Origin of the sequence: Variovorax ginsengisoli (genome assembly GCF_030486595.1) — a bacterium.
GTDB classification, from domain to species: Bacteria; Pseudomonadota; Gammaproteobacteria; order Burkholderiales; family Burkholderiaceae_C; genus Variovorax; species Variovorax ginsengisoli_B.
In genome coordinates, this window is sequence record NZ_JAUJZH010000014.1 from 54,249 (window position 1) to 78,757 (window position 24,509).

Annotated in this window: 26 protein-coding genes; 14 read left to right on the plus strand and 12 right to left on the minus strand. The window is 68.0% G+C overall.

Translation table 11 applies throughout. The features are described 5' to 3' along the window. Positions 1-6 precede the first annotated feature (6 nt). From sbcB to icd, 5 genes are all read right to left on the minus strand, one after another. Positions 7-1,449, minus strand: a complete 1,443-nt coding sequence (gene sbcB / locus QZH52_RS19445; RefSeq protein WP_301812163.1) for an exodeoxyribonuclease I — start codon at positions 1,447-1,449, stop codon at positions 7-9. A gap of 2 nt (positions 1,450-1,451) precedes the next feature. Next, positions 1,452-2,909 (minus strand): cardiolipin synthase, encoded by a 1,458-nt coding sequence (gene cls / locus QZH52_RS19450; RefSeq protein WP_286531752.1) that lies wholly within the window; start codon positions 2,907-2,909, stop codon positions 1,452-1,454. 91 nt (positions 2,910-3,000) lie between these two features. Next, complete coding sequence (gene clpA, locus QZH52_RS19455) at positions 3,001-5,322, minus strand: ATP-dependent Clp protease ATP-binding subunit ClpA (protein ID WP_286367655.1); 2,322 nt, start codon at positions 5,320-5,322, stop codon at positions 3,001-3,003. Positions 5,323-5,389: 67 nt separating this feature from the next. Next, a complete protein-coding gene (clpS, locus tag QZH52_RS19460) occupies positions 5,390-5,749 on the minus strand; it encodes an ATP-dependent Clp protease adapter ClpS (protein WP_286504342.1) in 360 nt (119 codons plus the stop codon). A 241-nt stretch (positions 5,750-5,990) separates the two neighbouring features. After that, complete coding sequence (gene icd, locus QZH52_RS19465) at positions 5,991-7,250, minus strand: NADP-dependent isocitrate dehydrogenase (protein WP_301812167.1); 1,260 nt, start codon at positions 7,248-7,250, stop codon at positions 5,991-5,993. Between the two features lie 101 nt (positions 7,251-7,351). Here icd and QZH52_RS19470 point away from each other — a divergent pair, with 101 nt between their 5' ends. Next, positions 7,352-7,768 (plus strand): cell envelope biogenesis protein TolA, encoded by a 417-nt coding sequence (locus QZH52_RS19470; protein WP_301812169.1) that lies wholly within the window; start codon positions 7,352-7,354, stop codon positions 7,766-7,768. A 180-nt stretch (positions 7,769-7,948) separates the two neighbouring features. Continuing rightward, on the plus strand, positions 7,949-8,401 hold the full coding sequence (locus QZH52_RS19475; RefSeq protein WP_286532155.1) for a DUF192 domain-containing protein: 453 nt from the start codon (positions 7,949-7,951) through the stop codon (positions 8,399-8,401). 67 nt (positions 8,402-8,468) lie between these two features. Here the strand turns inward: QZH52_RS19475 and QZH52_RS19480 are convergent, their stop codons facing one another. From QZH52_RS19480 to QZH52_RS19490, 3 genes are all read right to left on the minus strand, one after another. Then, complete coding sequence (locus QZH52_RS19480) at positions 8,469-9,050, minus strand: superoxide dismutase (protein WP_286522320.1); 582 nt, start codon at positions 9,048-9,050, stop codon at positions 8,469-8,471. A 98-nt stretch (positions 9,051-9,148) separates the two neighbouring features. Then, on the minus strand, positions 9,149-10,426 hold the full coding sequence (gene xseA, locus QZH52_RS19485) for an exodeoxyribonuclease VII large subunit (protein ID WP_301812172.1): 1,278 nt from the start codon (positions 10,424-10,426) through the stop codon (positions 9,149-9,151). A 229-nt stretch (positions 10,427-10,655) separates the two neighbouring features. Then, positions 10,656-10,817 (minus strand): hypothetical protein, encoded by a 162-nt coding sequence (locus tag QZH52_RS19490; RefSeq protein ID WP_286522322.1) that lies wholly within the window; start codon positions 10,815-10,817, stop codon positions 10,656-10,658. Here QZH52_RS19490 and QZH52_RS19495 point away from each other — a divergent pair. The 6 genes from QZH52_RS19495 to adk all read left to right on the plus strand — a co-directional run bounded on the left by QZH52_RS19495 (position 10,804) and on the right by adk (position 14,494). Then, the gene (locus QZH52_RS19495) at positions 10,804-11,370 is read left to right on the plus strand and encodes a MotA/TolQ/ExbB proton channel family protein (RefSeq protein WP_301812174.1); all 567 of its coding nucleotides are present in this window, start codon (positions 10,804-10,806) and stop codon (positions 11,368-11,370) included. The genes QZH52_RS19490 and QZH52_RS19495 overlap by 14 nt on opposite strands. A 2-nt stretch (positions 11,371-11,372) precedes the next feature. Next, positions 11,373-11,798, plus strand: a complete 426-nt coding sequence (locus tag QZH52_RS19500; RefSeq protein WP_286523168.1) for an ExbD/TolR family protein — start codon at positions 11,373-11,375, stop codon at positions 11,796-11,798. Further along, positions 11,799-12,773 (plus strand): tetraacyldisaccharide 4'-kinase, encoded by a 975-nt coding sequence (lpxK, locus tag QZH52_RS19505; protein WP_301812176.1) that lies wholly within the window; start codon positions 11,799-11,801, stop codon positions 12,771-12,773. Beyond that, positions 12,754-12,936 carry a Trm112 family protein gene (locus QZH52_RS19510; protein WP_286504333.1) on the plus strand — a complete coding sequence of 61 codons (183 nt, stop codon included), beginning with the start codon at positions 12,754-12,756 and terminating at the stop codon, positions 12,934-12,936. The genes lpxK and QZH52_RS19510 overlap by 20 nt, the downstream gene beginning before the upstream one ends. A gap of 7 nt (positions 12,937-12,943) precedes the next feature. Then, positions 12,944-13,711: a 3-deoxy-manno-octulosonate cytidylyltransferase gene (gene kdsB, locus QZH52_RS19515; RefSeq protein ID WP_286531747.1), complete on the plus strand. Its 768-nt coding sequence runs from the start codon at positions 12,944-12,946 to the stop codon at positions 13,709-13,711. 126 nt (positions 13,712-13,837) lie between these two features. Then, positions 13,838-14,494: an adenylate kinase gene (adk, locus tag QZH52_RS19520; RefSeq protein ID WP_286522326.1), complete on the plus strand. Its 657-nt coding sequence runs from the start codon at positions 13,838-13,840 to the stop codon at positions 14,492-14,494. Here adk and QZH52_RS19525 read toward each other — a convergent pair whose 3' ends face one another. The 3 genes from QZH52_RS19525 to QZH52_RS19535 are packed head-to-tail and all read right to left on the minus strand — an operon-like array spanning position 14,495 to position 16,410. Continuing rightward, complete coding sequence (locus tag QZH52_RS19525; RefSeq protein WP_301812179.1) at positions 14,495-14,968, minus strand: DUF6152 family protein; 474 nt, start codon at positions 14,966-14,968, stop codon at positions 14,495-14,497. It abuts the gene before it with no gap. A gap of 31 nt (positions 14,969-14,999) precedes the next feature. Continuing rightward, positions 15,000-15,416: a hypothetical protein gene (locus tag QZH52_RS19530; protein ID WP_301812180.1), complete on the minus strand. Its 417-nt coding sequence runs from the start codon at positions 15,414-15,416 to the stop codon at positions 15,000-15,002. A 4-nt stretch (positions 15,417-15,420) separates the two neighbouring features. Further along, positions 15,421-16,410, minus strand: coding sequence for an asparaginase (locus QZH52_RS19535; RefSeq protein ID WP_301812181.1), 990 nt, complete (start codon positions 16,408-16,410; stop codon positions 15,421-15,423). A gap of 74 nt (positions 16,411-16,484) precedes the next feature. Between QZH52_RS19535 and lexA the strand changes: the two genes are divergently transcribed. The 4 genes from lexA to QZH52_RS19555 all read left to right on the plus strand — a co-directional run bounded on the left by lexA (position 16,485) and on the right by QZH52_RS19555 (position 19,915). Beyond that, positions 16,485-17,159: a transcriptional repressor LexA gene (gene lexA, locus QZH52_RS19540; protein ID WP_286504326.1), complete on the plus strand. Its 675-nt coding sequence runs from the start codon at positions 16,485-16,487 to the stop codon at positions 17,157-17,159. Positions 17,160-17,307: 148 nt separating this feature from the next. Continuing rightward, positions 17,308-17,655, plus strand: a complete 348-nt coding sequence (locus QZH52_RS19545; protein ID WP_301812185.1) for a hypothetical protein — start codon at positions 17,308-17,310, stop codon at positions 17,653-17,655. Positions 17,656-17,738: 83 nt separating this feature from the next. Then, a complete protein-coding gene (locus QZH52_RS19550; RefSeq protein WP_286531742.1) occupies positions 17,739-18,746 on the plus strand; it encodes a D-2-hydroxyacid dehydrogenase family protein in 1,008 nt (335 codons plus the stop codon). Next, positions 18,743-19,915, plus strand: coding sequence for an MFS transporter (locus tag QZH52_RS19555; protein ID WP_286531741.1), 1,173 nt, complete (start codon positions 18,743-18,745; stop codon positions 19,913-19,915). The genes QZH52_RS19550 and QZH52_RS19555 overlap by 4 nt, the downstream gene beginning before the upstream one ends. Here the strand turns inward: QZH52_RS19555 and QZH52_RS19560 are convergent. Continuing rightward, complete coding sequence (locus tag QZH52_RS19560) at positions 19,905-22,049, minus strand: hypothetical protein (RefSeq protein ID WP_286531740.1); 2,145 nt, start codon at positions 22,047-22,049, stop codon at positions 19,905-19,907. The two genes, QZH52_RS19555 and QZH52_RS19560, sit on opposite strands and share 11 nt — an antisense overlap. Before the next feature lie 146 nt (positions 22,050-22,195). Between QZH52_RS19560 and QZH52_RS19565 the strand changes: the two genes are divergently transcribed. Then, positions 22,196-23,716, plus strand: coding sequence for a 3-hydroxyacyl-CoA dehydrogenase (locus QZH52_RS19565; RefSeq protein ID WP_301812191.1), 1,521 nt, complete (start codon positions 22,196-22,198; stop codon positions 23,714-23,716). Between the two features lie 10 nt (positions 23,717-23,726). Continuing rightward, positions 23,727-24,506 (plus strand): oxepin-CoA hydrolase, alternative type, encoded by a 780-nt coding sequence (locus QZH52_RS19570; protein WP_286531738.1) that lies wholly within the window; start codon positions 23,727-23,729, stop codon positions 24,504-24,506. Positions 24,507-24,509 lie beyond the last annotated feature (3 nt).

Below are 24,509 nucleotides of genomic sequence, written 5' to 3' on the forward strand. Positions count from 1 at the left end.
GATCGTTCAGACCTCCGGGGCGATCGCCTCGGCGTACTCGTAAAGCGCGCCGAGGATGGCTTCGGCGCGTTCGTCCGCGGTCTCGGCCAGCGTATCGATCTCGGCGAACAGGGCATCGACATTGCGCGCACCGCCCTCGCCTTCGAGCAGCCGCGCGGCCCGGTGCGCCTCCCAGCGCCCGGCCTCGTCTTCGTTCAGCGTATCGAGGAAATTGCGCGCCCGGTAGCGGAACACCAGCTCTTCCAGCCGCGGGTCGTCGAAGCCGGTGCGGGCGCGCGCGAGCTCGCCCGGCGACAGGCCACGCAGCTGGTTCAGGCGGCGCCGGTCGCCGTTGCCGACGAAGCCGCCGTAGAGATCCTCGTCGACGTCCGGCGCGCCTTCGCGGGGCCGCTCGTAGACCTGCGGCCAGATCGCGCTCATGTCGGGCAAGGCGGCCGCGAGCGCGGCGTTCTTCAATGCCGCCTCGATGTCGATGCCCCAGCGCGCCGCCATCGCCGGCGCCAGCGTCTTGAGGTTGCCGACCACCATCGGTGATTTGTTCAGGTGGATGCCCTTGAGCGGCAGCCGGCGCACGCCCTCGGGCAGGTCGGCGCTGCGCGTGAACAGGCGCAGCCGCAGGGTCTCGACGTCGAGGTCGCGCAGCTCGCCCGGGTCGTGGGCCAGGTCCCAGGCCAGCAGTTCGTTCTTGTTGGTCGGATGACTGGCCAGCGGCCACATCACAGCCAGGCAGCCCCGCTCGGCCGGGAACATGCCCGACACGTGGAGGAAGGGCCGAGCGCTCTCGCGCGTCGCCGGCAGGCCGAGCTCGGCCGCCACCCGGTCCTTGCGGTGCAGCCCGAACGCGAAGTCGAACAGCCGGGGCTGCTTGTCGCGGATCAGCCGGGCCAGCGCGATCGTGGCGCGCACGTCCGACAGCGCATCGTGCGCCGCCTCGTGCAGCAGTCCGTTGGCCCGCGCCAGGTCCTCGAGCTTGAAGCTCGGGCTGCCGTCCGCCTTGGTCGGCCAGACGATGCCGTCGGGGCGCAGCGCATAAGTCAGCCGCACCACGTCGAGCAGGTCCCAGCGGCCGCAGTCGTTCTGCCACTCGCGCGCGTAGGGATCGATCAGGTTGCGCCAGAACAGGAAGCGGGTCACTTCGTCGTCGAAGCGGATCGTGTTGTAGCCGACGCCGATGGTGCCGGGCTGCGAGAACGCCTGCTCGATCCGGGCCGCGAATTCGTGCTCGGGAATGCCGAGCTCCAGACACTGCTGCGGCGTGATGCCGGTGATAAGACAGGCCTCCGGGCTCGGCAGGTAGTCGGGCGCGGGCTGGCAATAGACCATCAACGGCTCGCCGACCTCGTTGAGCTCGGCGTCGGTGCGGATCGCGGCGAACTGCGAAGGCCGGTCGCGGCGCGGCACCGCGCCGAAGGTTTCGTAGTCGTGCCAGAGGAAGGTGTGTGGAGGCATGTTCAAAGCAAAGGAGAAAACAGGCGGGCGGTGGCGTCGGCCAGGCGGCGCAGGAACTTCTGGCGCCGGTTGGCCCGGATCGGCGAGGCGCTTCGGAGGTCGGTCTCGAACTGCGCCGCCAGGGGTTCGGCCAAGGTCGTCCCGTAGATCACGGCCATCACCTCGAAATTGAGCCTGAAGCTGCGATTGTCGAAGTTGGCTGTGCCGATCATCGCGCAGTGATCGTCCACCACCAGCGTCTTGGAGTGCAGCATGCGGGCCTTGTACTCCCAGACCTTGACGCCGGCGGCGATCAGCTCGTCGTAGTAGGAGCGCGCCGCCGCGCTCACGACCAGCGAATCGCTGCGCCGCGGCACCAGCAGCCGGACGTCGACGCCGCGCAGGGCTGCACTGGTCAATGCCATCAGGGCGGGCTCGCCGGGCACGAAGTAAGGGGTGGTGAGCCAGGCGCGCCGCTCCGAGGATTGGATCGCCGCGAGATGCATGCGGTGGATCGCCTCGAGCGGGCTGTCGGGCCCGCTGGTGATGATCTGGACCGGGATCTCGCCGGTTGCCTCGCCCAGCGGCAGGTCCGGCAGCAGCAGGGGCAGCGCGTTGTCGATCTGGCGCGGGTCCTCGCCGGTCGCGTAGGTCCAGTCTTCGAGAAATGTGGTCTGCAGCCAGCGCACCGCGCTGCCTTCGATCCGCAGATGGACGTCGTGGTAGGCGTCGGGCCGGGTGCGGGCGTCTTCCTCGTCGGTGATGTTGACGCCCCCGGTGAAGCCCACCAGCCCGTCGCAGACCACGATCTTGCGGTGGGTCCGGTAGTTGGTCACCGGCCGCAGCCGCCGGCCGATGCGGGTCTCGTGGAACAGGGCCACATGGACACCGGCCGCCTGCATCGGCGCCATGAACTTGCGCCCGACCCGCTTGGAGCCGAGCGCATCGAGCAGCAGCCGCACCTTGACGCCGGCCCGGGCGCGCTCGATGAGCAGGTCGCGCAGTGCCGTGCCGATCCGGTCGGGCTCGAAGATGTAGTACTCGAGATGGACGTGGTCGCGCGCCGCGCGGATCGCATCGAAGATCGCATCGAAGGTGGTCGCGCCGCCGGACAGCAGCACGGCCGAGGTCGCGCTCGACACCGGCAGCCCGCAGGCCGCCATCCCGAGCGCGGCCATCTGGCGCAAGGCAGGCGGCGCATGCGCCCTCGCCTCGCGCAGCATCACGACGTCGGCGGGCGCCAGTGCGCTGGCCCGGCTGCGAAGCCGCTTGAGGCGCTGCTTCTTGAGCCGCTGCGGCCCCAGGAAGTAGTAGATGAGAAAGCCCGCGAAAGGCAGCAGCGCCAGCGACAGGATCCAGCTCATGGTCGAGACCGGTGCGCGCTTCTGCATCACGATCCAGACCGAAAGCACTGCGATGTAGCCGCTCCATGCGAGGGAGAGGCCGGTCTTCCATTCCTGGCTGAGCTCGGGGACGATCAAGGGGAGAAATCTCGAGGTGAAACGAAAAAGGCCGGTAGCAATGCTACCGGCCTTCCGATCGGATGCTTCCGCCGCAGTGGGCGGAAGGCGCTCAACCCGTCGCCGCTTCTTCGGCCTCGGGCTTGGCCCGGCCTTCCTTCTTCGGCAGCGGCTGGATGTCCAACTGCACTTCTTCCTTGTCGTCGAGGTCGACGGTCAGGCGTCCGCCCTCCTGCAGGCGACCGAAGAGCAGTTCGTCGGCCAGGGCGCGACGGATCGTGTCCTGGATCAGGCGCTGCATCGGCCGCGCACCCATCAGCGGATCGAAGCCCTTCTTCGCCAGGTGCTTGCGCAGGGCGTCGGTGAAGGTCACGTCGACCTTCTTCTCGGCCAGCTGCGTCTCCAGCTGCAGCAGGAACTTGTCCACCACGCGCAGGATGATCTGCTCGTCGAGCGCCTTGAAGCTCACGGTCGCATCGAGGCGGTTGCGGAACTCCGGCGTGAACAGGCGCTTGATGTCGGCCATCTCGTCGCCCGCCTGGCGCGGGTTGGTGAAGCCGATGGTCGCCTTGTTCATGGTCTCGGCACCCGCATTGGTGGTCATCACGATGATCACGTTGCGGAAGTCGGCCTTGCGTCCGTTGTTGTCCGTCAGGGTGCCGTGGTCCATGACCTGCAGCAGCACGTTGAAGATATCCGGATGCGCCTTCTCGATTTCGTCGAGCAGCAGCACCGCGTGCGGCTTCTTCGTGATGGCCTCGGTCAGCAGGCCGCCCTGGTCGAATCCGACGTAGCCCGGAGGCGCGCCGATCAGACGGCTCACCGCGTGGCGCTCCATGTACTCCGACATGTCGAAGCGGATCAGCTCGATGCCCATGATGTAGGCCAGCTGCTTGGCGGCTTCGGTCTTGCCGACGCCGGTCGGGCCGCTGAACAGGAAGGAGCCGATCGGCTTGTCTTCCCGGCCCAGCCCCGAACGCGCCATCTTGACCGCGGACGCCAGCACTTCGAGCGCCTTGTCCTGGCCGAACACCACGCTCTTCAGGTCGCGCTCGATGGTCTGCAGCTTGCCGCGATCGTCGTTCGAGACGTTGGCCGGGGGAATGCGCGCGATCTTGGCGACGATTTCCTCGACCTCGGTCTTGCTGATGGTCTTCTTGCGCTTGTTCGCGGGCAGGATGCGCTGGGCAGCGCCGGCTTCATCGATGACGTCGATCGCCTTGTCGGGCAGGTGACGGTCGTTGATGTACTTGGCACTCAGCTCGGCCGCGGCCTGGAGTGCGGCGACGCCGTACTTCACGCCATGGTGCTCCTCGAAGCGCGACTTCAGGCCCTTCAGGATGTCGACGGTTTCCTGCACCGTCGGCTCGACCACGTCGACCTTCTGGAAGCGACGCGACAGGGCCGCATCCTTCTCGAAGATGCCGCGGTACTCGGTGAAGGTGGTGGCGCCGATGCACTTGAGCTGGCCGCTGGAGAGCGCCGGCTTGAGCAGGTTCGAGGCGTCGAGCGTGCCGCCCGATGCCGCGCCGGCGCCGATCAGCGTGTGGATCTCGTCGATGAACAGGATCGCGTTCGGCTTGTCCTTGAGCGACTTGAGCACGCCCTTCAGGCGCTGCTCGAAATCGCCGCGGTACTTGGTGCCGGCCAGGAGCGCGCCCATGTCGAGCGAGTACACGTTCGACTCGGCCAGGATCTCGGGCACGTCGTTCTGCGTGATGCGCCAGGCCAGGCCCTCGGCGATCGCGGTCTTGCCGACGCCGGCTTCGCCCACCAGCAGCGGATTGTTCTTGCGCCGGCGGCACAGGATCTGGATCACGCGCTCGACCTCGTACTCGCGGCCGATCAGCGGATCGATCTTGCCTTCCTTGGCCAACTGGTTGAGGTTCTGCGTGAACTGCTCGAGCGGCGAGGACTTCTCGTTCTTCTCGCCGCCGCCTTCCTCGCCTTCACCCGACGAAGCGTCGCTGCTGCCCTTGGCGGCTTCCGGCGGATCGCTCTTCTTGATGCCGTGCGCGATGAAGTTCACGACGTCCAGGCGCGTCACGCCCTGCTGGTGCAGGTAGTAGACGGCGTGCGAATCCTTTTCGCCGAAGATCGCGACCAGCACGTTGGCGCCGGTGACTTCCTTCTTGCCGTTGCCGGTGGATTGCACATGCATGATGGCGCGCTGGATGACGCGCTGGAAACCCAGCGTCGGCTGGGTGTCGACATCGTCGGTACCCGCCACCTGGGGCGTGTTGTCCTTGATGAAGTTGGTGAGCGACGCCCGCAGGTCGTCGACATTGGCCGAGCAGGCGCGCAGCACCTCCGCGGCACTCGGGTTGTCCAGCAAAGCGAGCAGCAGGTGCTCCACCGTGATGAACTCGTGGCGCTGCTGCCTGGCTTCTACAAAAGCCATGTGCAGGCTGACTTCCAGTTCCTGGGCAATCATGTGATTTCCTTTTGCCTTGCTGTAAATAATTTCTCAGATGGGTTGGAGCGCGCCCAATTCAACTGGTTCATTCGACCGGTTCGCTGACGCACTGCAGCGGATGCCCCGCCTGATGCGCCGCTTCCATCACCTGATTGACCTTGGTGGCCGCCATGTCGCGGGAATACACCCCGCAGACGCCGCGGCCATCGAGGTGGATCTTGAGCATGATCTGGGTCGCGGTTTCGCGGTCCTTGCTGAAGAACTCCTGGATCACGACGATCACGAATTCCATCGGCGTGTAGTCGTCGTTCAGCATCACGACCTGGAACATCTGGGGCGGCGCGGTCTTCTGCGGTCGCCGCTCGAGCACGACCGCGTCACCATCGTCCCGCCTCGGCTTGGCAGCCGGCGGCGTCTTGGGGGTCGAAGGGATTCTGGTAGCCATGGAATTCATTTTATAGAGCCGCCGCGGGTTGCACTCGACGATGTGACACAACTGGTGGCGGCTTTGTGACATTCAAGGCGAATGCGGCCGGATCAGCAGTTCACGCCCATGCAAGCAGCATGCCCCGAAGGCGCGGAGGCTGCTGGCTCAGGGGTTTTTCCGGCCCATGAAAAAGCCCCGGCACCTGGGGTCCCGGGGCTGCGTGGGCAAGGCGTCGGGCCGGACGCCGCCGCCGCCATCTTTACATGTTGTCGATCATCACCTGCCCGAAGCCCGAGCAACTGACCTGCGTGGCGCCCTCCATGAGGCGCGCGAAGTCGTAGGTGACCCTTTTGCTGGCGATCGATTTTTCCATCGAGCTGATGACCAGGTCGGCGGCCTCGGTCCAGCCCATGTGGCGCAGCATCATTTCGGCCGAGAGGATCTCGGAGCCCGGATTCACGTAGTCCTTGCCGGCGTATTTCGGCGCCGTGCCGTGGGTCGCCTCGAACATCGCGACCGTGTCGCTGAGATTGGCGCCGGGGGCGATCCCGATGCCGCCGACCTGGGCCGCCAGGGCGTCGGAAATGTAGTCGCCGTTCAGGTTGAGGGTCGCGATGACGCTGTATTCGGCCGGTCGCAGCAAAATCTGTTGCAGGAAAGCATCAGCGATCGAATCTTTCACGGTTATTTCTTTGCCCGTTTTCGGGCTCTTGAACCGCATCCAGGGACCGCCGTCGATCAGTTCGGCGCCGAATTCCTTGGCCGCCAGACCGTAGGCCCAGTCGCGGAAACTGCCCTCGGTGAACTTCATGATGTTGCCCTTGTGGACGATCGTGACGCTCGGTTTGTCGTTGTCGATCGCGTACTGGATCGCCTTGCGGACCAGCCGCTCGGTGCCTTCGCGGGACACCGGCTTGATGCCGATGCCGGAGGTGTTCGGGAAGCGGATCTTCTTGACCCCGAACTCGTCCTGAAGGAACTTGATCAGCCGCTTGGCCTTGTCGCTTTCGGCCTCGAATTCGATGCCGGCATAGATGTCCTCGGAGTTCTCCCGGAAGATCACCATGTTGGTCTTCTGGGGCTCCTTCACGGGGCTGGGGACACCCTCGAAATACTGGATCGGCCGCAGGCAAACGTACAGATCGAGCTCCTGGCGCAGCGCCACGTTGAGCGAGCGGATGCCGCCGCCCACAGGGGTCGTCAGGGGGCCCTTGATCGAGACCACGTAGTCACGCACGGCATGCAGGGTTTCTTCGGGGAGCCAGACGTCGGGACCGTAGATCCGGGTCGCTTTTTCACCGGCGTAGACCTCCATCCACTGGATCTTCCGCTTGCCGCCGTAAGCCTTGGCGACCGCCGCGTCGACCACCTTCAACATGACCGGCGTGATGTCGAGTCCGGTGCCGTCGCCTTCGATGAAGGGAATGATCGGCTGGTCGGGCACCTGGAGCGAGTTGTCGGCGTTGACCGTGACCTTCTGGCCTTCGGTCGGGACTTTGATGTGCTGGTACCTGGACATGGGGACGAGGACTCCGGGTGAGGAAAGACGGGAAGACAATGAGTTTGCAATCGCCTGAATACCCTTAGAATTTTAGACGCAACCGGAGGAGCCCGAAGGATGTGTCAACCACCGCCGGCCCGGCTCCGTTGTTGGCAGACCTTCTGCTGGCCGGGAGGCGTTTTCAAACCATTTCCATTGAGGAATCCGTAATGAGCAAAGTTCTCGCAGTCATGATGGCCGGCCTGTTCGCAGCTGGTGCCTATGCGCAAAATCCGGCTGGTACTTCGTCGGAACAACAACCGATCACGAACTCCAAGCCGCAGCAGCGCGCTGTCGAGCGCCGTGCCGCTAAGCCGCAAGGCGAAGTGCGTCCTCAAGGTGGCGACACCCCCAAGACCGCAGAAGGCAGCGGCGGCCTGGCCCCGAGCCGTGCCGCAACCGCCGGCCAGGCTCGCGCCGAAACCCGCAGCGACCGTCGCCGCAACAAGGACGGCAGCGTTCGCAAGATGAACCCGCAAGGCGGCACGCCGAACTGATCGGATTCGTTCCCTTATTGAAAGAGCGCTCCACGGAGCGCTTTTTTTCGTCTTGGCTGAGCGATCCTGTCCTTTTGGGTCAGGCAATCCTGGCCAATAGAAGGTAAGCTTTGCGTTCAATCGATCATGCCCGCCTGCGCGGGCATTCTTGTTTGCGTTGCCGTCCCCGAAAGTCGACCCATGTTCTTGCGTTTTTTCAGTCTTCTCGCGCTGTCCGTTTCATTGACGGCTATTTCCCATGCCCAGGAACCGCAAAGCCAATTGCCGCGGACCCGCATATCGGCCGGCATGTACCAGATCGACGCCCAGGTGGCGCAGTCGCCAAAGGAACGCGAAATCGGCCTGATGTACCGCAAGGAAATGCCGCCGACCGAAGGCATGGTGTTCGTCTTCGAACAGCCCGCCACCCAGTGCTTCTGGATGAGGAACACGCTGCTGCCCCTGACCGCCGCCTTCGTCGCCGACGATGGCCGCATCGTCAACCTGGTCGACATGCAGCCGATGACCGAGAATTCGCACTGCTCGAAGGAGCCGGTGCGCTTCGTCCTGGAAATGAACCAGGGCTGGTTCGCGCGCAAGAACATCAAGGCCGGCAGCAAGCTCGGCGGAGAGTTGTTCGCCGGCCGGCGCTGAGGCGCGGCCGCCCCAACGAAAAAGCCGACCCGCGGGTCGGCTTTTTCGCGTCGGCGCAGAACCCGGATCAGCCGAAGTTCTTGGCCACGAAGTCCCAGTTGACGAGCTTCGCAAGGAAGGTCTCGACGAACTTGGGGCGCAGGTTGCGGTAGTCGATGTAGTAGGCGTGTTCCCAGACGTCGACCGTCAGCAGCGCCTTGTCGGCGGTGGTCAACGGCGTGCCGGCGGCGCCGGTATTGACGATGTCGACCGAACCGTCGGCCTTCTTGACGAGCCAGGTCCAGCCGGAGCCGAAATTGCCCACGGCCGACTTCACGAAGGCTTCCTTGAAGGCCGCGTAGCTGCCCCACTTGGCATCGATCGCCTTGGCCAGGGCGCCGCTGGGTTCGCCGCCGCCGGCGGGCTTCATGCAGTTCCAGAAGAAGGTGTGGTTCCAGATCTGGGCCGCGTTGTTGTAGATCCCGCCGCTGGACTTCTTGACGATTTCCTCGAGCGTCATGCTCTCGAATTCGGTGCCCTTCTGCAGGTTGTTCAGGTTCACGACGTAAGCGTTGTGGTGCTTGCCGTAGTGGTACTCCATCGTTTCCTTCGAATACTCGGGCGCCAGGGCGTCGAGCGGATACGGCAGGGGAGGAAGAACGTGTTCCATGGTGTTTTTCTCGCGGGTTGGTTGAAGGAATCGAAGATTCTAGGAAGGATTCGGGCAAGGGGCGTCGGACGCGGTCGCGTTTGTCCCCGGTGCACCCGCTATTGCAGCACTTTCAGGGCCACCGTGCCGTCGGAAAGCCGCGCCGTCACATGGTCATCGGGCGCCAGCTCGGCGGCGTGCATGACCGGCCGACCATCGGCATCGGTCAGCCAGGCGTAGCCGCGCTGCAGCACCAGCGCCGGGTCGAGCAGCTGCAGGCGCAGAGCCGCGCGATCGAGCCGCTCGTGGTGGCGCGCCAGCGTGGCGCGCAGGCCGAGCGGCCCCCTCGCTGCCAGGGCCTGCTGGGCCTGCGCGAAGCGGCCGGTCCGCGCCAGCACCGCGAAGTGCAGCCGCTGGGCCTGGTGCGCCAGCCCCAGACGCTGGCGGGCCACCAGCGCCGACGGGCGCCCGAGCCGGCCGGTGGCCTGGTCCAGGCGCTGGCCCAGCAGGTCGACGCGCGCCGCTACGGCGTCGCGCAGGCGCTCCTCGATCAGGTCCAGTGCGCCGAGCCACACCTCGCGCGGCGCGGCGACCAGTTCGGCGGCGGCGGTCGGGGTGGGCGCGCGCAGGTCGGCGCAGAAATCGGCGATCGTGAAGTCGGTCTCGTGGCCGACGCCGCTGATCACGGGCACCGGGCTCTGCACGATGGTGCGGGCCAGGGTCTCGTCGTTGAAGGCCCACAGGTCCTCGATCGAGCCGCCGCCGCGCACCAGCAGGATCACATCGACCTTGGGTTCGAGCGCGTAGAGGCCCTGCAGCGACCGCACCAGTTCGGCCGGCGCGGCGGCGCCCTGCACCGCCGCCGGCGCCAGCACGACCGGGATGTGCGGCGCGCGCCGGCGCAGCGCGGTGACGACATCGTGCAACGCCGCGGCACCGAGCGAGGTCACGAGCCCGATCGCACGCGGCAGCGTCGGCAGCGCCCGCTTGCGGGCCGGATCGAACAGGCCTTCGGCCTCCAGCCGGGCCTTGCGCTGCATGAACTGCTCGAACAGCGCGCCCTGTCCCGCTCGGCGCAGGCTCTCGACCACCAGTTGCAGGTCGCCGCGCGGCTCATAGACCGCGAGCCGGCCGCGCACTTCGACCTGGTCGCCGTCGCGCGGCGAGAAATCGAGCAGGCTCGCCGCCCGGCGGAACATGGCGCAGCGCAACTGCCCGGATTCGTCCTTCAGCGAGAAGTAGCAATGGCCGCTGGCCGCCCGCGAAAAGCCGGAGATCTCGCCGCGCACGCTGACCGGGTTGAAGCGCGCATCGAGCGCGTCGGCGATCGCCCGGCACAAGGCACCGACGGCCCAGACTCTCGCGCCGGACGAGGGCGGTTGCTCACGTTCCGCCATGGCTCATCTCACTTTCGGCTAACGATTCGTCCACAAGGGCCCCGATGACTCTGCCCAAGGGGCAGAGCCGGCACCACGGGCACGTGTTGTCGTGCAAGCCTTTGATTTGATTGAAGAAAGTGCTGCTCAAAATTCAGTCGATCCAACGAGATGCCCGGCCCGTGCGGCTCCGGGCGAGTTGCCCTGCGTGTTAATCACAAAGTTATCCACAGTTTCTGTGCGTCTGGGCCTACATGAAAGACATGTCGTGACCCGGCGCCGCCTCGGTGGATAATCGCCGCGCATTTGCAGTCCACGGGCCGGAGGATTTTTTGTTTTCCATCATAGTTGCTGCGGGTTGGCCGATCTGGCCGCTGCTCGCTTGTTCGGTGATCGGGATGGCGCTCGTCATCGAACGCTTCACCAGTCTCAAGACCTCCAAGGTGCTGCCGCCCAAGCTGCTCGACGAAGCCATCACGGTCTCGCGCACATCGATTCCCGGTCCCGACGTCGTCACCAAGCTCGAAAAGAACTCCGGCCTCGGCGAGGTGCTCGCGGCCGGCTTCCGGGCCCTCAACACCAACCCGATGGCCACCGAGGACGACCTGCGCGTCTCGATGGAATCCGCCGGCCGCGTGGTGGCGCACCGGCTCGAGCGCTACCTGCCGGCGCTGGCGACCATCGCCTCGGCGGCGCCCCTGCTCGGCCTGCTCGGCACCGTGATCGGGATGATCGAGATCTTCGGCTCCCAGTCGCCGGCCAACGGCGCGGTCGGCTCGGGCAATCCGGCGCAGCTGGCGCACGGGATCTCGATCGCGCTCTACAACACGGCCTTCGGCCTGATCATCGCCATTCCGGCGCTGATCTTCTGGCGCTACTTCCGCAGCCGGGTCGACGAGTACCTGCTGAACCTCGAACTGGCCGGCGAGCGCTTCGCCCGCCACCTGGACACGCTGCGCCGATGAGGATGCATTTCCGCCACGGCTCGCGCGAAGAGCCCGAGATCAACCTGATCCCGTTCATCGACGTGCTGCTGGTCGTGCTGATCTTCCTGATGCTGTCGACCACCTACAGCAAGTTCACCGAAATGCAGCTGCGGCTGCCGGTGGCCGACGTCGAGGCGCAGCGCGACTACCCGAAGGAAGTCATCGTCGCGGTGTCGGCCGATGGCCGCTATTCGATCAACAGGACCGTGCTGCCGGACCGCAGCGTCGAGACCGTGACCGCCGCGCTGGCGGCAGCGGCCGGCGGCGCCAAGGACAACGTCGTGATCATCAGCGCCGACGCCAGCGCCGCCCATCAATCGGTCATCACCGTGATGGAAGCGGCGCGCCGGGCCGGCCTGATGCAGATCACCTTCGCCACCCAGTCGGCCGCGCAGGCGGGGCGCTAGTTGCCGCAAGCCTGGCTGCAACGCGGCGCGCTGGCGCGCTTGTTGTGGCCGCTGTCGCTGTTGTACGGCGCCCTGGCCGCGCTGCGCCGAGGCTTCTACCGCCAGGGCCTGCTGCGCACCGAGCGCGTCGGCGTACCGGTGGTCATCGTCGGCAACGTGATCGCCGGCGGCTCGGGCAAGACGCCCGTGGTGATGGCGGTGGTCCGGCACCTGGAGGCGCGCGGCCTGCGCACCGGCGTGGTGTCGCGCGGCTATGGCCGCAGCACCCGCGATTGCCGGGAGGTCCAGGAAGACAGCGACCCGGCGGAGGTCGGCGACGAGCCGGCGCTGATCCACCGCGCCACCGGCGTGCCGGTGTTCGTGGCCCGGCGCCGCATCGAGGCGGCCCGTGCCCTGCTCGCCCGGCACCCGGCCACCCAGGTCATCGTGAGCGATGACGGCCTCCAGCACCTGGCGCTCGGCCGCGACCTGGAGATCTGCGTGTTCGACGACCGCGGGGTCGGAAACGGCTGGCTGCTGCCGGCCGGCCTGCTGCGCGAGCCCTGGCCGCGGCGCTGCGACCTGGTCCTCCATACCGGCGACCGGCCGGCCTTTGCCGGCTTCCGGGCCCGCCGCACGCTCGCCGACTATGCGCTCCGGCACGACGGCTCCCGGGTGCCCCTGGCCTCCCTGGCCGGACGGCAGTTGATCGCGGTCGCAGCGATCGCCAAGCCCGAGGTCTTCTTCCAGATGCTGCGCGCGCACGGACTGGCCCTGGCGCAGAGCATCGCCCTGCCCGACCACGACGATTTCAGCCGCTGGCAGCCGCCGGCGGACACCGGCCAGGTCCTGCTGTGCACCGAGAAGGACGCCGTCAAGCTGTGGCGCCGGACTCCGGCGGCGCTGGCCGTGCCACTGGTGTTCGAACCCGAGCCCGGCTTCTTCGCCGCCCTCGACGCAAAGCTATCATCGAACGATGGACACCAAGCTGCTTGAATTGCTCGTCTGCCCCGTCACCAAGGGGCCGCTGACCTGGAACCCCGAAAAGCAGGAACTGGCTTCGCGCAGCGCCCGCCTGGCCTACCCGGTGCGCGACGGCATCCCGGTGCTGCTCGAGACCGAGGCCCGCACCCTGTCCGACGAAGAACTCGGACTTTGAGTTGTCCATGCGCACCGCATTCACGGTCCTGATCCCGGCCCGGCTGGCCTCGACACGGCTGCCCGACAAGCCCTTGGCCGACATCGCCGGCGTGCCGATGGTGGTGCGGGTGGCCCAGCAGGCTGCGCTTTCAAGCGCCGCCAGCGTGGTGGTGGCCGCCGACGACGCGCGCATCGTCGATGCCTGCCGTGCCCATGGCGTGCGGGTGCTGCTGACCCGCACCGACCACGCGAGCGGCAGCGACCGGCTGGCCGAAGCCTGCACCCAGCTCGGGCTGGCCGACGACGCGATCGTCGTCAACGTCCAGGGCGACGAACCGCTGATCGCGCCTGATCTGATCGATGCGGTGGCCGACACGCTGGCCGCCCACCCCGACGCCGCGATGAGCACCGCGGCGCACGCCATCGACTCGCTCGAGGACTTCGTCAATCCGAACGTGGTCAAGACCGTGCTCGACGCCCGTGGCCATGCGCTCTATTTCAGCCGCGCGCCGATCCCCTGGTGGCGCGACGGCTTCGCGGCCAGCGGCCCCACCTCGCTGCCGAGCGCGCCGGCGCCGCTCCGCCACATCGGCATCTACGGCTACCGGGCCGGCTTCGTGCGCGGCTTTCCGGGCCTGCCGCCGGCACCGGTCGAAACCACCGAGGCGCTCGAGCAGATGCGGGCCCTGTGGCACGGCCACCGGATCGCGGTCCATGTCAGCGCCCACGCCCCCGGTCCCGGCATCGATACCCCTGAGGATCTGGCACGGGTCCGCGCCCTCTTCGCCGCCTGACCTCGCCCGCGCGGGGCTCCGAAACGGCCCGAACCCCATGCTATCCTCGAAGCAACTCCGCCTTTTCGTCGCGCCTCGTGCGCGCGACTTGGCGCGACAGAAATCGAAGAACCTTCCGAGGACACCATGAGACTGATTTTGTTGGGCGCCCCCGGGGCAGGAAAAGGCACGCAAGCGGCCTTCATTTGCCAGAAATACGGCATCCCCCAGATCTCCACCGGCGACATGCTGCGCGCCGCCGTCAAGGCCGGCACGCCGCTCGGGCTGCAGGCCCAGGCCGTGATGGCATCCGGCGCGCTGGTCAGCGACGACCTGATCATCAACCTGGTCAAGGAACGGATCGCGCTGCCGGATTGCGCCCAGGGCTTCCTGTTCGACGGCTTCCCGCGCACCATTCCGCAGGCCGAAGCGATGCGCGCGGCCGGCGTCCGGCTCGACTACGTGCTCGAGATCGACGTGCCCTTCAGCGACATCATCGAACGCATGAGCGGACGCCGTTCGCACCCTGCCTCGGGACGCATCTACCACCTGAAGTTCAATCCGCCGAAGACCGAAGGCAAGGACGACCTCACCGGCGAAGACCTGATCCAGCGCGAGGACGACAAGGAAGAAACCGTGCGCAAGCGGCTCGAGGTCTACAGCCAGCAGACGCGTCCGCTGGTCGACTACTACTCGAACTGGGCCAAGGCCGAGCCGGCCGCAGCGCCGAAGTACCGCGCGATCAGCGGCGTCGGCAGCGTCGACGACATCACGCAACGCGCCCTGGCCGCCCTGTCCAGCTGATCAGGCCGGGCTGGAACGCAGCCCGTAGGCCTTGCCGTCGACGAACAGGTACTCGACCCGCATCACGGCATCGCCTTTCTCTTCCTTGGTGCCGAAGCCGATGGCCGAGACCAGGGTCCCGGGCTTGATTTCGCGCACCTGCCAGGCCTCCATGCGCGTGAGCGGCGCCAGTTCGAGCTCCCATTGGCGGTCCTTGCGCCGCGGCAGCGCCGCCTTGGCGAGCAGGCCGGGTCCATCGACCGGCGCGCTCTGCGCCGGCAGCGCACGCTTCGGCAGGTCGGCAGGCAAGCGCAGATCGGCGGGCACTTCGATCATCAGCTCGGCATGCGGGTTCTGCCAGCGCGAGCTCACCACCTTCCCTTCCAGGTAGAGCGGGCGGTCCTGGTCAAAACTGCTCCACCCGTGGTGGGCCCAGGCGAAGGGCATGGCGCCCGGCAAGGTGACCGCGGCGAACATGAGGCTGCGACGTTTCATGCGGAAACTCCTTTCGGGCTGCGCGAGGTCATCAATAGGCGATCCAGCGCCCGCAAAACACGACCGCCAGCCAGATCGCAGTGGACGACAACATCTGTACCCGCGCCAGCAGGTCGAGTTTGGCCAGTGAGCGGCGGGCATGGAACCACAGCGCATTGGCGCCGGCCACCCCCAGCAGGCCCATCTTGACCAGAAACACCGGGTTCGCGAGCAACTCGGCCGGCTGGGTGGCGAACATCAACGATCCGCTGGCGGCCGCCAGCGCGAAGCCGGACAGCGCGAGGGTCAGCGACAGCCTGGCCAGCGCCTGCACCGGCAGCACGGCAGCGCGGCCGAGGACGCGGGCCTCGAGGGCCACCAGGTTGCCCAGCAGCAAGGCGATGCCGACGATGTGCACGACCTCCAGGGCCGGGTAGGCCCAGGGGGTCGAGCGCAACGCCTCGAGCACGGGATCAGCCGGCGGAGGCGTCCGCCAGCAGTTCCAGCATGAGTGCGATGCGCGCCTTGACCGGCGTCAGCGCGCCGGCGTCGCGCAGGCGCTGGCCGGGCTTTGGGAGGATCCGCCCCTCGGCGCAGCGCGTCGCACGCAGCACCGAGACGCCCTCGGCCTGGGCCCGCAGCGCCGCCGCCTCCAGCGCCTGGTGCACGGTGCCGTTGCCGGTTGCCGCGAGCACGATCCCCTGCACCGGCTCGGCACCGCCACGGCGGCGCTCCTCGAGCAGCATCTCGACCAGGGAGCCGTGCGCCTCGGCGTGGCTCAGCAGGATCTCGACCCGCGGCCAGGCCGTGGCCGCGGCGATCCGATCGAACGACGAGCGCGCGGCCGGGTCCGCCTGCGGCCAGTCCCTGAGTTGCCTGACGGCCCCTTCCTCGACATAGGCCAGCGGCCCGGCATCGCCGGAATCGAAAGCGTCGAGACGGTAGGTGTGGACCTTCTGCACCTCGACGGCGCTGTGAACCGTACCCGCGCACACCACCACCACTCCCCGGGCTTCCAGTGCTGCGGCTACCGCGATCCCATCGCGCAGGTTCTGCGGCCCGTCGGGCGCCAGTGCGCTCGCCGGCCGCATCGCACAAGTCAGGACCACCGGCTTCGAAGGCGCGAGCACGGACTGCAGGAAGAACGCGGTCTCTTCCAGCGTATCGGTGCCGTGGGTGATGACCAGGCCGGCGACATCGGGCTGGGCGAGCCAGTGGGCACAGCGCTGCGCCAGGGTGCGCCAGATCGCGAAGCTCATGTCCTTGCTGTCCACCTGCGCCACCTGCTCGGCCGCGAGCGCGATGCCCGCCGGCGCGTCGATGCCGTGCAGCAGGTCGGCGACGCCGACTTCCCCGGCCGTGTAGCCGATGTTGTCGTTCGCCGCACCGGCGCGGCCCGAGATGGTGCCGCCGGTGCCCAGCACCACGACGCGACGAGCGGATTTCTCGGAGATGTGATCCATGGCTTGCCAACTTCTCGAAACTGGTTAAAAATACAGGTACTGGACGTTTAGCCAGTGCCTCCACAGGAGCCTACATGCAGTTCGCCGTCAAGCTTACAGCCCGCCAGCAACAGATCCTCGACCTGATCCAGAGTGCCATCGCGCGCACCGGCGCGCCTCCCACGCGGGCCGAGATCGCCGCCGAGCTTGGCTTCAAATCCGCCAACGCGGCCGAAGAACACCTGCAGGCGCTGGCCCGCAAGGGCGTCATCGAGCTGGTCAGCGGCACTTCCCGCGGCATCCGGCTCAAGGGCGACGCCCTGCGCTCGCTCAACGAATCCCGCAACAACCAGTTCTCGCTCTCGCTGCCCGGCATGGCGCAGCTGGCGCTGCCGCTGATCGGCCGCGTGGCGGCCGGTTCGCCGATCCTGGCCCAGGAGCACGTCGACCAGACCTACTACGTCGAGAACACCCTCTTCCAGCGCCAGCCCGACTACCTGCTCAAGGTGCGCGGCATGTCCATGCGCGATGCCGGCATCATGGACGGCGACCTGCTGGCGGTCCAGTCCACCAAGGAAGCCCGCAACGGGCAGATCGTGGTGGCCCGCCTCGGCGACGAGGTCACGGTCAAGCGCCTCAAGCGCAACAAGCAGGTCATCGAGCTGCACGCCGAGAACCCCGACTACCCCACCATCGTGGTCCAGCCCGGCGAGCCCTTCGAGATCGAGGGCCTGGCGGTCGGCCTGATCCGCAACACGATGCTGATGTAAGCCCGCCTTTCATTTGCGCACGCGGTCCTGCGTGCGCACCCGGTCCGGCCGCGACAGGTGGCGGGCGTATGGCCAAGAGCCATCACCCTGTCCTGGCCGATGAAAGCAATCCTGCCTGTGTTCAACCTCTGACTTTTCTGGAGTTCACATGGGAATCGCTCTACTCAGCATCGCTGACTTTCTGACGCCGTTGCAATCGCTGGCCGACCGCTGGATGCCCCGGCGCCGCTCGAGCCGGGCGATGTCCTCGGGCCTGCGCTACGTCGGGATTCGCCCGAGTTGCCCACTGCGCCAGGGCACGGCCGGTCCGGCGGCCGCCGCTGGGGCCACGGCACGCCCGCTGCGCGTGGTCCGCATGGTCGACGCACAGCAGCCGGGCCGCGCGGCCGGCCGCATGGTGATCTCCGGACGCATGGCCGATGTCTGCGCCGAGCTCGACCGCCTGGTCGCGCTGGAGGCCGCCCAGGCGCTGCCGCAGGCCGCCCACCTGCACTGATACCTGCACTGAAGCACCGAAGCGCGACACAAAGTCGCCAGGCTGGCACAGCATGCCGTTCGTGCAAGGCACAATGGCATGCCATGAACATTGTGATCCTCGACGACTATCAGGACGCCGTGCGCAAGCTGAATTGCGCTGCCAAGCTCGACGCCTATGCAGCCAAGGTGTACACGAACACGGTCAAGGGCATCGGCCAGCTGTCGGTCCGGCTCAAGGACGCCGACGTGATCGTGCTGATCCGCGAGCGCACCCAGATCACCCGGCAACTGATCGAGAAGCTGCCCAAGCTCAAGCTGATCTCGCAGACCGGCCGGGCCGGCGGGCACATCGACATCAATGCCTGCACCGAGCAGGGCGTCGCCGTCGCCGAGGGGTCGGGCTCCCCGCTGGCGCCCGCCGAACTCACCTGGGCGCTGATCATGGCCGCGATGCGGCGCCTGCCGCAGTACATCAGCAACCTGAAGCACGGCGCCTGGCAGCAGGCCGGCCTCAAGTCGGCATCGATGCCGCCGAACTTCGGCCTCGGCTCGGTGTTGAAGGGCAAGACCCTGTGCATCTGGGGCTACGGGCGCATCGGCCAGCTGGTGGCGCGCTACGGCCAGGCCTTCGGCATGCAGGTCGTGATCTGGGGGCGTGAGCAGAGTTGCACCAAGGCGCGCTCCGACGGCTTCCAGGTGGCACCCAACCGCGAGGCCTTCTTTGCCGCGGCCGACGTTCTGTCGGTGCACCTGCGGCTCAGCGACGAGACCCGCGGCCTGGTGACGCTCGAAGACCTGTCGCGCATGAAGCCGACCGCGCTGTTCGTCAATACCTCGCGTGCCGAGCTGGTCGAGCAGGATGCCTTGCTGGCCGCCCTCAACCGCGGGCGCCCCGGGCTGGCGGCCATCGACGTCTTCGAGAGCGAGCCGCCGCTGCAGGGCCACGCGCTGCTGCGGCTCGAGAACTGCATCTGCACGCCGCACATCGGCTACGTCGAGCAAGACAGCTACGAGATGTACTTCGGCCAGGCCTTCGACAACGTCGTGAGCTTCATCAAGGGCAACCCGACCAACATCGTCAATCCCGGCGCGCTGCAGGTCCGTCGTTGAGCCGGCCTGCTCTGCCGGCCACCTTGTGGGCCTTGCTGGCAGGCAATTTCGTGATCGGCACCGGGGTGATGGTGGTGCCGGGCACGCTCAACGAGCTGAGCCAGTCGCTCCAGGTCGGCGCGGCCACCGCCGGCCAGCTGATCACCGCCGGCGCGATCGTCATGTGCCTCGGTGCGCCGCTGCTGGCCGCGCTGGTCGCCGGCTGGGATCGCCGCCGGCTGCTGGCCTTCACCATGCTCTGGTATGCCGCCGGCCACCTGCTGGCGACGCAGATGCCGAATTTCGGCAGCCTGCTGCTGGTGCGCATGCTGACCGTCGTCGCGCCGGCGGTCTTCACCGCGCAGGCCGCGGCCTGCGCCGGGCTGCTGGTGCCGGCCGAGCAGCGCGGCCGCGCCGTCACCTTCGTCTTCCTCGGCTGGTCGATGGCCTCGGTGCTGGGCCTGCCGATCGGCGCGCTGGTCGGCGGGCACTTCGGCTGGCGGGCGGCCTTCGGCGTGATCGCCGGACTGTCGGTGGTGAGCGCGGCCTGGATCTGGCGCCAGCTGCCCACCGGTATCCGCCCCGCGGCGCTGTCCCGCGAGGCCTGGGGCCGCGTCTTCAGGAGCCCGCTGCTGATGGGCGTGGTCTGCGTCACGGCCCTGCAGGGCGCCGGCCAGTTCGTGCTGTTCAGCTACTTCGCACCGATCGTGCGAGAGAGCCTGGGCGCCGACGCGACGCAGATGGGCCTGCTGTGGGGCTGGTTCGGCCTCTGCGGCCTGCTGGGCAACATGGCCGTGAGCCGCTACATCGACCGCATCGGGGCGGCGCGCATGGTGCTGGTCACCACCGTGCTGATCGCAACCAGCCTGCTGCTGTGGCCGCTGGCGGTCAGCTTCGCGACGCTGGCGTTGATCCTGGTGCCTTGGGGCCTGGGTTGCTTCGCCACCAACTCGGCCCAGCAGGCGCGACTGGTCTCGCTCTCGCCGGCACTGGCGCCGGGCTCGGTGGCGCTGAACAGTTCCGGCATCTATGTCGGCCAGGCAGTGGGCGCGGCGGCCGGGGGCTGGCTGCTGGCCCACGACGCCGCCCCGTGGATGAACTGGGCCGGGCTGGTCACCATGCTGCTGGCGCTGGCACTGAGCATGGCGGTCGACCGCGCGCAGCGCCGCGCGCCCGCATTCAGCGCTTGATCGGCCGCGGGGCGATTTCCGCTTCGGTGCTCGGATCGAACAGCTCGAAGTCGATCACATGCGGATCGTTCGAGGGCGTCGGCGCCTTGGCCGGCTCGAGCGGTGTCGGCATCGTCTCGTAGGCCGTCTTGTCGAAGGCGCCGAGGTCCATCTCCAGGTCGGGCAGCACGGCCGGACGGACGGTCGGGGCCGGGGCGGCCGGCGACAGCTGCGCATCCGGGTCGATCACCGTCTCGTGCTGCATGCCTTGGTCGATCGAGCCATAAATAGAGGGCGGCAGCACCGGGCCGCCGGCGATCGCCGGCGGCGCCAGTTCGGTGTCCGGCGGGGCGGTCACGGTCGGCGGCCCTTCGCGCACCTGCGTGTCGGCGAAGGCATGGGGCTCGAAGGCGGCAGCGGGCGCACTGGCGGGATCGATGACTTCCTTGGCCACCGAATAGAGCAGCAGCAATTCCTGGTAGGCGGCCAGGTCGAAGGCTTCGTCGTTGTGGCCGGGCCTGCGGAACACCAGCTCCTCGATCAGCGCCAGGGTCCCCGGCGCGGGCCACAGCGCCTCGATGCGCGCCAACGCGCTGCGGTAGTGCTCGAGGCCCTTGCCGGTGTCGGTGAAGTGAGCGAAAGACGGCACATCGGCATTGAAGACGCGTTCGAAGTCCTCGGCCAGCCGCGTGTAGTCGTCTTCGCGTTCGAGCGAATGGAAGATCCTCAGCAGATCGAGATAGGCCAGCGCGCTGGTGCCGGGATTGGCGGCGATGTGCTCGCGCAAGACTGCGATCGCCTGGTCGTGCTGGCCCAGCGACAGAAAGAAATCGGATTGCTGCTGGACGTCGAACAGCTCTTCGGTGTTGACCGGCCGCACAGGGGTACCTTCGGCCAGCTGGGCCGGGTGCGGCAGCGGTGCGTGCGGGCCGCTGTCGAGGTCGTCGTCGGGCTCGAGCGGCGCGAACGGCGTCGGCCCGAAGGTCCTGGGGCCGACGTTGCGCCGCTTGCCGGGCGGCTCCGAGTCCAGGTCCATCTCGTCGTCGAGCAGACCGCCGTGCGGGCGCGGGCGGCGCGGGTCGTCGACACCCGGCGGCGCTTCGCCCCACCACGCCGGGGCACTCGCTCGCCTCGCCAGGCGCCACAGCATGAACATGCCGATCAATGCCAGCAACAGGAGCGCCACGAGGGCATAGACCAGCGGATTGGCGTAGCGGCTTTCGCGCGCCTCGGCCAGTTCGCTGCGCATCTCGAGCAGGGTCCGCTGGTTCTGGGCGGCCTGCTCGCGCAGCGCGGCCAGCGCGGCTTCCGTGTCCTTGGCGCGCTTGGCCTCGCGCTGCGCTTCTTCGGCGGCGGGATCGAGCGCATTCCAGAGCGCGGCGGCGGCGGCACGGCGGACCGGGTCCGGCGCGTCGGGCAGGGTCAGTTCGGGCGTCGCCCTCAGGTTGCCGGCCCGCGCCGGTGCCGGCTCCAGCGCCTCCACCTGCAGTCGCGGCCGTCCCGCGCCGGCCTCGCGTGGCGCTGCTTCAGACGCTGCAGGGGGCGATGGCGGCGGCGTGACGCGCGTGGCGGGCGCAGGCACCGCGGCTGCCGTGCGCCTTGCCGCGGCCGCGGCTTCGGCGGCGGGCGTGCGCCGCGGCCGCGGCGGCACATCCTCGGCCGCGACCGGCGCCCGTGGCGGCGGCGGGCTGCTGCGGCGCGGGGCGGGCGGCGGGCTGATGCCCTCCGGCCCGGACACGCCGCCATCGCCGGCGGTGCTGCGGGGCACAGCCCGCGCCACGGGCCGCGGCAGCGGCGCGGACTCGGGGAACTGGCGCATCGGCGCCGCCGCCACCGCTGGCAAGGCGGCATCGACCGGCACATCGGCCAGCAGCACGTAGTTGCGCGTGGACTTCAGATCGCAGCCGGCACGCACGTTCAGCGTCACCACCGGCTCCTCGATCGGCACGGTGGAGCGCACGCGCATGCGTGTGCCCCCGGCGCCTTGCTCGAACGATACTGTCACTCGCCGGTCGGGCATCGGGCTGTCGCCCTGCAGCACTTCGGCCTCGAGGCAGAGCGACCCGCCCGCCTCGGCGCCATCGAGTGACAGCGGGATCGCCACGTCCATCGGCTTGCCGATCCAGACGGCTCCTTGGGGCCGACCGATCGTCAAGGCGTAAGAATCAAGGGCAAAGCCGACAATGAGCAGGCTCGCCGCGAGGCGTGGGAATTGCAAAATGGGCAGCAAATAGCAATCGAAAGTTGACACATTCTGACACGAGGGTCAGGACCGATGAACCATAGAGAGACAATTATCAAATGACCGTGAACTTTTCCAACGTCGGCGTCATCGGCGCCGGCGCCATGGGCCGAGGCATCGCCCAGATCGCGGCGCAAGCCGGAAGCCAGGTGCTTCTGCTCGACAGTTTCGAAGGCGCGGCGGCGCGCGGCCGCGAGGCCCTCCTCGCCCAGTGGCAGAAGCTACACGAAAAAGGCAAGCTCGACGCGGCCGAGCGCGACGCCCTGGGCGCCCGCGTGCAGGCGGTCGATTCGGTCCAGGCGCTGGCGGGCTGCGACCTGGTGATCGAAGCCATCGTCGAGGACCTGGAAGTCAAGCGCCAGCTGTTCCGCGAACTCGAGGCGGCGGTCTCCGCATCGGCGACGCTCGCCACCAATACCTCGTCGCTGTCGGTGACCGCGATCGCCACCGTGCTGAAGCAGCCGGGACGGATGGCCGGCTTCCACTTCTTCAACCCGGTCCCGCTGATGAAGGTGGTCGAGGTCGTGGCCGGCTTCAAGACCGAGCCCGAGGTCTGCACCCGGTTGGCCGGCTATGCGGCGCAGATGGGCCACAGCGCGGTCCAGGCCAATGACACGCCCGGCTTCATCGTCAACCATGCCGGTCGCGGCTACGGCACCGAGGCGCTGCGCATCGCCAGCGAGGGCGTGGCCGACTTCGCGACCATCGACCGCATCCTCAAGGACCAGGCCGGCTTCAGGCTCGGCCCCTTCGAACTGCTCGACCTGACCGGGCTCGACGTCTCGCACCCGGTGATGGAATCGATCTACCGCCAGTACTACGAGGAGCCGCGCTACCGGCCGAGCCCGATCGCCGCACAGCGGGTGGCCGCGGGCGCCCTGGGACGCAAGACCGGCGCAGGCTTCTACCGCTATCCGGAAGGCAACCAGGAGTCGGTGCCCGAGCCGCCGGTGCCAAAGGTCGACGCCCTGCCGCCGGTCTGGGTGTCGCCGCGCGCGGCCCGCCGTCCCGAACTGCTGCGCCTGGTGCATGCACTGGGCGCGCAGCTCGAGAGCGGCGCCGCACCCTCCTCCGCGGCCCTGATCCTGGTCGCGCCGCTCGGCTTCGACGTCACCACGGTGGCCGCGGTCGAACGGCTCGACGCCACTCGCACCGTCGGCATCGACCTCATGGTGGACGATGCCGCCACCAAGCGCCGCGTGCTGGCCACCAATCCGGCGACCCGGCGCGACATGCGTGACGCCGCCCATGCGCTGTTCGCGAGCGACGGCAAGGCCGTCAGCGTGATCCGCGACAGCGGCGGCTTCGTCACCCAGCGCGTGGTGGCGACCATCGTCAACATCGCCTCCGACATGTGCCAGCAGGGCGTCTGCTCGCCGGCCGATCTCGACTTGGCGGTGCGCCTCGGCCTCGGCTATCCGCAGGGCCCGTTGGCGATGGGCGACCTGTACGGCCCGACCAACATGCTCGAAGTCCTGTTCAACCTGCAGACCGTCTACGGCGATCCGCGCTACCGCCCGAGCCCCTGGCTGCGCCGCCGCGGCGCCCTCGGCCTGAGCCTCACCCATCCCGAAGAGTAAACACTCCGCCATGACCGCAGAACTGAAAAGCACCAGCGAAGGGGGCACCATGGTGCTGACCCTCTCCAACCCCTCGATGCGCAACGCACTGGGCCCCGAGATGTACGCCGCCGGCGTCGAGGCGCTGAACGGCGCCGAAAGCAGCCAGGAGATCAAGAGCGTCGTGATCGTCGGCGAAGGCAAGTGGTTCTGCGCCGGTGGCTCGCTGCAGCGCCTGTCGGCCAACCGCGAGCGCGAGCCCTCGGTGCAGGCCGAGAGCATCGAGGCCCTGCATGCCTGGATCGACACGATCCGCACCTTCCCGAAGCCGGTCATCGCGGCGGTCGAGGGCGCGGCGGCCGGCGCCGGCTTTTCGCTGGCAATGGCCTGCGACTTCGTGGTGTCGGCGCGCGATGCGGTGTTCGCCGCGTCGTACAGCAACGTCGGCCTGTCGCCGGACGGCGGCCTGAGCTGGCACCTGGCGCGGGCGCTGCCGCGCCAGCTGGCGAGCGAATGGCTGATGCAGGGCGAGCGGCTGGAACCGGCGCGCCTGCATGAACTCGGGCTGGTCAACCAGCTGACAGAGAACGGCCAGGCGCTCGCTGCCGCGTTGGCGCTGGCCGCGAAGCTCAATGCGCGGGCGCCGAACGTGCTCGCCAGCATCAAGGAACTGCTCAGCGACGCGCGCGGCGCGACGCTGGTGTCGCAGCTCGCACAGGAACGCGATCACTTCGTGCGCAACCTGCACCATGCCAACGCCGGCATCGGCATCGCCGCCTTCCTCGCCAAGGAAACGCCGCGCTACCAATGAGCG